We start from the raw sequence: 6961 nt of genomic DNA, 5'->3' as shown, positions 1-6961 counted from the left end.
GCCCGGGGCATGGGCGGCCGCCGCGCCAAGCGCCGCCCGCGCGCAGGAACTATGATGGAGGGTGTGAGGCGGCCTCGCCTCAATGCTCTGCCCCATTCATTCTTTCTTCAGATTTTTCAGCCGGAGATATTTCCATGACGATCAAAGTCGGCGACCGCGTGCCGGATGGCACCCTGACCGAATTCATCGAAACCGAGACCGCGGGCTGCTCGCTGGGTCCCAACGCCTTCCAGGTCGCCGACCTGGTCCGCGGCAAGAAGATCGCGCTCTTCGCCGTGCCGGGCGCCTTCACGCCGACCTGCTCGGCCAAGCACCTGCCGGGCTACGTCGAGCAGGCCGCCGCGCTCAAGGCCAAGGGCGTGGACGAGATCTGGTGCGTGTCGGTCAACGACGCCTTCGTCATGGGCGCCTGGGGCCGTGAACAGGGCACCGACGGCAAGGTTCGCATGCTGGCCGATGGCTCGGCCCTGTGGACCAAGGCGCTGGGCCTGGAGCTGGACCTGATCCAGCGCGGCATGGGCGTGCGCTCGCAGCGCTATTCGGCCCTCATCGAGGATGGCGTGGTCAAGACGCTGAACGTCGAGGCCGCCGGCAAGTTCGAGGTCAGCGACGCGGCCACCATGCTGTCGCAGGCCTGATTCTCTTCCGTTCTACCGTTTTACGGCGGGCCGCAGGCGCGGTCCGCCGAAAGGCCGCTGGCCGCGGCTGCCCGATGCCATGATCGCCACCATTTCCTCGTTCTCGTCGCTGTACTTCGCGACCCTGCTGATGCTCATCGGCACGGGCCTGTTCAATACCTACATGGGGCTGCGGCTGACGTCGCAGGCGGTCAGCGAGGTGTGGATCGGCGCCCTGATCGCCGGCTACTACTTCGGCCTGGTGTGCGGCGCCCGATTGGGGCACAGGCTGATCATCCGGGTGGGCCACATCCGCGCCTTCGTGGCCTGCGCGGCGGTCGCCACCAGCATGATCCTGGCGCAGACGCTGGTCGACTCGCTGCCGCTGTGGCTGGCGTTCCGCGTGATCTCCGGCATCGTCATGGTGACCGAGTTCATGGTCATCGAAAGCTGGCTGAACGAACAGACCGAGAATCATCAGCGCGGGCGCGTGTTCTCCGTCTACATGGTGGTGTCCGGCCTGGGCACCGTGCTGGGCCAGTTGGCGCTGACGGCTTATGCGACGCTGGACCTGCGGCCGCTGACGCTGGTCGCCATGTGCCTGGTGCTGTGCCTGGTGCCGATCGCCGTCACGGCGCGTTCGCACCCGCCCACGCCTTTGCCCGCGCCGCTGGACATCCGATTCTTCATGCGCCGCGTGCCGCTGTCCATGACGGTGCTGTTCGTGGCGGGCAATGTGTCCGGCGCGTTCTACGGCCTGGCCGCTGTCTACGGGGCCAAGCACGGCATGAGCACGTCCCAGGCGGCGGTGTTCGTGGCCACGGCGGTGACCGCCGGCCTGCTGTCGCAATGGCCGATGGGCTGGCTGTCGGACCGCATCAACCGCGCCGGCCTGATCCGCTTCAATGCCTTGCTGCTGGCGGTCCTGCCGGCGCTGATGTGGGGCTGGATCGAACTGCCGTTCTGGGCCATGCTGGCCCTGTCCGCCGTATTCGGCGTGCTGCAATTCACGCTGTACCCGCTGGGCGCGGCCTTCGCCAACGACCATGTGGAATCCGAGCGGCGCGTCAGCCTGTCGGCGGTGCTGCTGATGACCTACGGCGTTGGCGCCTGCGTCGGCCCCATGGTCGCGGGCGTGCTGATGTCCTGGGGCGGGCACAGCATGTACTACATGTTCGTCTCGGCCTGCGCGTTGATCCTGGTCTGGCAGGTGCGGCCGACGCGCGTCACGGGCGCGCACCAGGTGCAGGAAGCGCCCACCCACTTCGTGCCGATGCCCGATACCCTGCAAAGCTCGCCCGCGGCGGCGGTGCTGGATCCCCGGGTCGATCCCGAGACCGACATCACGATCGAGATGGTGGAGCCGGATCCCGCCACGGCCGCCGTGCAGTCTGCCGACCCTGCCGCGGCGGCTGCGGCGTCAACCGAAACGGTGGCTCCGGGCGCGGCAGCCGCCGAGGTTGCGGTGGCAGACCCTGCCGCGGTCGCCGAGGCTGCGCGAGATCTGGGCTACGAGGCGGGAATGGTGCCTGACGCAACAAGCCTGGACGAAGAAGCGCCCGAACCGCGCCTGCGCACCGGAACCTGAGGCCGCGCGTACCGCTAGCGGGGGATCATCAGCACGATGGCCGCCAGGGCCAGTGCCAGCCCCAGCAGGTTCAGGCGCGAGAGCGGTTCCCGAAACGCCAGGGCGCCGATCAGCGCGCCCACGGCGATGACGCCCATGTTCATCGATGCGAACACCACCGACGGGTGGCCCGGCAGCGATTGGTGCGCGCGGATATAGGTCAGGATATTGCCGAAATTCGCCAGGCCCAGCGCCACGCCGGCCAGCGCATGGCGCCACTCCCATCTTGCGCGGCGCCACAACAGGTAGCCCAGCATCAGCATTCCGGCGAGCACGAAGGCCAGCAGCAGCGCGCCTGAAAAGGCCGTGCCCGTGCGCGCCACCTGCTTGAACAGCACGTCGATCACACCATAGCCGGCCCAGACGATCAGCGGCCACAGCCAGCGGTCGCGGCCGCCCTCGGCGGGCTCGCCGTCCGGTGACGGGCGGCGCAGCAGGCAGTACAGCGCACAGAACGCCAGCGCGATCGCGGCGAGCTTGGGGCCGTCCGGCGTCTCTCCGAACAGCAGGAATGCGGCGATCAGCGGAATGAACAGGGCCAGGCGCTGCGCCGCGTCGCTGCGCGCCACGCCGGCATGGCGCACGGCCTGCGCCATGGCGAGGAACACGCTGGGCAGCAGGATGCCCAGCGCCGCCAGCGTCAGCCAAGGCGTGCCGGCCGCGAACAGCGTGTCGGACGCGGGCCGCAGCACGGTCCAGCACAAGGTCGCGGCCACCGCGTAATTCACCGCGATGGCCTGGCGCACGTCGATGCGCCAGCCGCGCGCCAGCTTCAGCATCGCGGCCACCGTCACGCTGCAGGCGATGCTGGCCGCCAGGTACAGCAGGCCGGGCGTCAGCGGCACGCCGGCGCCTCTTGCGCGGGCTCGGCGTCGATGTGCATGCCCAGCCGCGCCAGCAGGCGCTGGTCGGCCTGCATCTGCGGATTGGCGGTGGTCAGCAGCGCGTCGCCGTAGAACATGGAGTTGGCGCCGGCCATGAAGCACAACGCCTGCAGCGCATCGTCCATCTGCTCGCGGCCGGCCGACAGTCGGACCTTGGCCTTGGGCATGGTGATCCGGGCGACGGCGATGGTGCGCACGAATTCGAACGGATCCAGCGCCTCGACGCCGGCCAGCGGCGTGCCCTCGACCTGCACCAGGTTGTTGATCGGCACGGATTCGGGGTAGGGCTCCATGCTGGCGAGCTGGGCGATCAGCCCGGCGCGCTCGCGGCGCGATTCGCCCATGCCCACGATGCCGCCGCAGCAGACATTGATACCGGCGTCGCGCACGCGCTCCAGCGTATCCAGGCGGTCCTGATAGGTGCGGGTGGAGATGATCTTGCCGTAGAACTCCGGCGAGGTGTCCAGGTTGTGGTTGTAGTAGTCCAGGCCGGCGTGCTTGAGCTGTTCGGCCTGGCCATCGGCCAGCATGCCCAGAGTGACGCAGGTTTCCATGCCCAGCGCCTTCACCGCGCTGACCATGTCGGCCACCGCTTCCAGGTGATGCGGCTTGGGGCTGCGCCAGGCGGCGCCCATGCAGAAGCGCTGCGCGCCGCCGGCTTGCGCGGCGCGCGCGGCGGCGACCACGTCTTCCAGCGGCATCAGCTTGTCGGCATCCAGGCCGGTGTCGTGATGCGCGGATTGCGGGCAATAGGCGCAATCCTCGGGACAGCCGCCGGTCTTGATCGACAGCAGGCTGGACAGCTGGATGGCGTTCGGATCGAAATGGGCGCGATGGGTCTGCTGCGCGCGATGGATCAGGTCCATGAACGGGAGGTCGTACAGCTTCAGGACCTCGTCGGCGCTCCAGGCGGCGGATTCGGGCATCGGCTTGGGAATCGTCGGGACGGGGATGTAGGCGGTCTGCATCGGGAGGGCTCCAGTCGGTGTCGCGGGGATCGCGCCGGTTGCGCCGCCTTGGCGGGCTGAGGCTGCGATCGGCGGATCGTATGAAGCCGGGCGGGGTTTGCGCAATGCCGGGTATCTGGCTGGAAATGCGGGGTGGATCGATCTATATTTTGAAGATTTGGCGACTTTTAGTGCATCCCGGGAAGCAACGCGCCGGCATCTTCGAGGACGGCGAAGGGTCGAATTTTTTGATTCAATTTGTAAATTCGAGGTCAGGGAGGCGCAGGGCGCCTGGCCGATGATGGTGTGGGCGCGGTGGCGGCGATGCTGCGCTGGGGGAGGCCTCGATTGGGAGATCGTATTGGCCGCCGGGACTCCGGCGGAAGGAGCGGTGGCAGCACGGCGCGGCGTGATGGAGCGCTGCCCGCATGCCGTGTCTCGCGAGTCGCGACAGGCATGTGCCGAGGTGACCCAGGCGCGCTCGCGGGCATGCGAGCCATGTGGACCGATATGCCGCTATTGGCGGCGGCCAGGCAGAAGGGGATCTGCGAGCGGAAAACAAAAAAGCTCCGGAATCCGGAGCTTTTCGATAAAGGCGCGGCGATTGTTTCGCGGCGTGCGCATAGGGCGCAAAGTGCTTTGGCGGAGCGGACGGGGCTCGAACCCGCGACCCCCGGCGTGACAGGCCGGTATTCTAACCAACTGAACTACCGCTCCGCAGCGGTATGCAAAACTTCGGTACTGCAACTGCGGTGTCAAGGCAGCTTGCCAGAATACTGGCGTCCCCTAGGGGATTCGAACCCCTGTACTCACCGTGAAAGGGTGATGTCCTAGGCCTCTAGACGAAGGGGACCTGAACAAAAACCACTGTACTACCAACTGCTTTACTGGTGGAGGTAAGCGGGATCGAACCGCTGACCTCTTGCATGCCATGCAAGCGCTCTCCCAGCTGAGCTATACCCCCAGAATCCCAGGTGTCTCAACCTTCAGACAACAAGGGCTTACACCCTATAAAAGCAAAAAGCCCCGGATCGGAGCTCTTGAGAATGACCCTGAGCGAGAGCTTTTGGCGGAGCGGACGGGGCTCGAACCCGCGACCCCCGGCGTGACAGGCCGGTATTCTAACCAACTGAACTACCGCTCCGCAGCGGCGTACTCGAACTACATGGTCACTTCAACTGCACGATGCAAGAACAGTCCAAAGAACTGGCGTCCCCTAGGGGATTCGAACCCCTGTACTCACCGTGAAAGGGTGATGTCCTAGGCCTCTAGACGAAGGGGACGTGGACTTGCATCAGGCACTGCTTTTTTACTGCATTCTTCGCTTTGGACTGGTGGAGGTAAGCGGGATCGAACCGCTGACCTCTTGCATGCCATGCAAGCGCTCTCCCAGCTGAGCTATACCCCCGTCTTTTCTAATCAATACTCGCAACGTTCAGCTTGTTTCGTCTGGGTTTCTGCAAGATTTCTTGCTGAATTCAGGCGGTTCCTGCTGGTTCGTTGCCGGTTTTGTTTAGTGCCGTTGGCGAAGAAACGAGATTATGCACGAACTATTTTGGGCGTGCAAGTCGATTGGGCGCAAAAATGAAAAAAGTTGCGGAAAGGTTTCCGTGATGGCTGAGCGGCCAGTCGTTTCGCGCCTCGTTGGCCATCCCTATCGGTCACTCAGATTGCTCGTTCATCATTCAAGCATTGACCGATGCGATTCAGCCGTGTCGGCGAGGCGCGCGGTGCTATCGTGGCCTTGCGGCAGATACGGCGCAATCGCGCCGGCGCAGGAGCATTTCACGCATGGGCACAAGCACATCCTTTCCTACCCGTTCCCTTGGCCGGACCGGCATGTCGATCACTCGCATCGGGCTGGGCGCCTGGGCCATGGGAGGCAATGGCTGGGCGGTGGGCTGGGGGCCGCAGGATGATGCCGATTCCGTCGGCGCGATCCGGCTGGCGGTGGACCGGGGCATCAACTGGATCGACACTGCGGCGGTCTATGGCCTGGGTCATTCCGAAGAGATCGTGCGCCGCGCGCTGGCGCAGATGGCGCCGTCCGAGCGCCCCTACGTGTTCACCAAGTGCGGCCTGACCTGGTCCGACGCGCAGCCGCAGGCCACGCCACGGCGCATCGGCGCGCCGGCAAGCATCCGGCGCGAGGTCGAGGATTCGCTGCGCCGTCTGGGCGTGGAGCGGATCGATCTCTATCAAATGCATTGGCCTGCGGGTGACGGCACGTCTCTGGACGCCTACTGGGAGACCTTGCTGGCGCTCAAGCGCGAGGGCAAGGTCGGTGCGGTGGGATTGTCGAACCACAACCTCGCCCAGTTGCAGGACGCGGAGGCGCTGGGGCATGTGGACAGCCTGCAGCCGCCATTTTCGGCGATCCAGCGCAGCGCGGCCGCCGACCTGATTCCCTGGTGCGAGGCGCACGGCACCGGCGTCATCGTCTACAGCCCGATGCAGTCCGGCCTGTTGAGCGGCGGATTCAGCGAGGCGCGCGCGGCCAGCCTGCCCGCCGACGACTGGCGTTCGCGCCATGCCGAGTTCCGGGCGCCCGCGTTGCAACGCAATCTGGCATTGGCGCAGGCTTTCCGGCCGGTCGCCGAGCGTCACGGGGCGACGGTCGCCGCCGCCGCGGTGGCCTGGACCCTGGCCTGGCAGGGCGTGACCGGCGCGATCGTCGGCGCGCGCAACGCGGCGCAGGTGGATGCCTTGCTGGGCGCCGCCGAACTTGAGCTGGATGACGAGGATATGGCGCGCATCGCCGATGCGATCGAACGGACGGGCGCGGGCCAGGGGCCGTCGCGTCCGTCAGGAGACCAGTCGGCCTTGCCCGAGGATCTGTTCAGCTAGGATTGGTCGACGCTGGAAAGGTCCCGGATCCTGCGAAGC

The 6961-nt window shown here is 66.3% G+C and carries 5 protein-coding genes and 6 tRNA genes; 3 read left to right on the top strand and 8 right to left on the bottom strand.

Features of this window, described 5'->3' with window-relative positions:
• Positions 1 to 134 precede the first annotated feature (134 nt).
• Together AC6LJ9_RS29980 and AC6LJ9_RS29975 are read left to right on the top strand one after the other, a co-directional pair.
• Positions 135 to 638: a peroxiredoxin gene (locus AC6LJ9_RS29980; RefSeq protein WP_103275891.1), complete on the top strand. Its 504-nt coding sequence runs from the start codon at positions 135 to 137 to the stop codon at positions 636 to 638.
• A gap of 79 nt (positions 639 to 717) precedes the next feature.
• On the top strand, positions 718 to 2205 hold the full coding sequence (locus tag AC6LJ9_RS29975) for an MFS transporter (protein WP_498150363.1): 1488 nt from the start codon (positions 718 to 720) through the stop codon (positions 2203 to 2205).
• Positions 2206 to 2219: 14 nt separating this feature from the next.
• Here the strand turns inward: AC6LJ9_RS29975 and AC6LJ9_RS29970 are convergent, their stop codons facing one another.
• From AC6LJ9_RS29970 to AC6LJ9_RS29935, 8 genes are all read right to left on the bottom strand, one after another.
• Positions 2220 to 3083: an EamA family transporter gene (locus AC6LJ9_RS29970; RefSeq protein WP_498150364.1), complete on the bottom strand. Its 864-nt coding sequence runs from the start codon at positions 3081 to 3083 to the stop codon at positions 2220 to 2222.
• Positions 3080 to 4096, bottom strand: coding sequence for a biotin synthase BioB (gene bioB / locus AC6LJ9_RS29965; RefSeq protein ID WP_498150362.1), 1017 nt, complete (start codon positions 4094 to 4096; stop codon positions 3080 to 3082). The genes AC6LJ9_RS29970 and bioB overlap by 4 nt, the downstream gene beginning before the upstream one ends.
• A gap of 619 nt (positions 4097 to 4715) precedes the next feature.
• A tRNA-Asp gene (locus tag AC6LJ9_RS29960) sits at positions 4716 to 4792 on the bottom strand.
• A 60-nt stretch (positions 4793 to 4852) separates the two neighbouring features.
• Positions 4853 to 4928 (bottom strand) — tRNA-Glu (locus AC6LJ9_RS29955).
• Between the two features lie 35 nt (positions 4929 to 4963).
• Positions 4964 to 5039: transfer RNA gene (locus AC6LJ9_RS29950), tRNA-Ala, on the bottom strand.
• Between the two features lie 103 nt (positions 5040 to 5142).
• Positions 5143 to 5219: transfer RNA gene (locus AC6LJ9_RS29945), tRNA-Asp, on the bottom strand.
• A gap of 63 nt (positions 5220 to 5282) precedes the next feature.
• Positions 5283 to 5358: transfer RNA gene (locus AC6LJ9_RS29940), tRNA-Glu, on the bottom strand.
• 49 nt (positions 5359 to 5407) lie between these two features.
• Positions 5408 to 5483 (bottom strand) — tRNA-Ala (locus AC6LJ9_RS29935).
• A 431-nt stretch (positions 5484 to 5914) separates the two neighbouring features.
• On the opposite strand from AC6LJ9_RS29935, the gene AC6LJ9_RS29930 reads away from it, so the two are divergent.
• Positions 5915 to 6922 carry an aldo/keto reductase gene (locus AC6LJ9_RS29930; protein ID WP_498150361.1) on the top strand — a complete coding sequence of 336 codons (1008 nt, stop codon included), beginning with the start codon at positions 5915 to 5917 and terminating at the stop codon, positions 6920 to 6922.
• Positions 6923 to 6961 lie beyond the last annotated feature (39 nt).

This window comes from Achromobacter sp. 1011811831 (assembly GCF_059760905.1).
The sequence above is the reverse complement of the archived record's forward strand: the minus strand, read 5'-3'. Positions and strand labels throughout refer to the sequence as shown.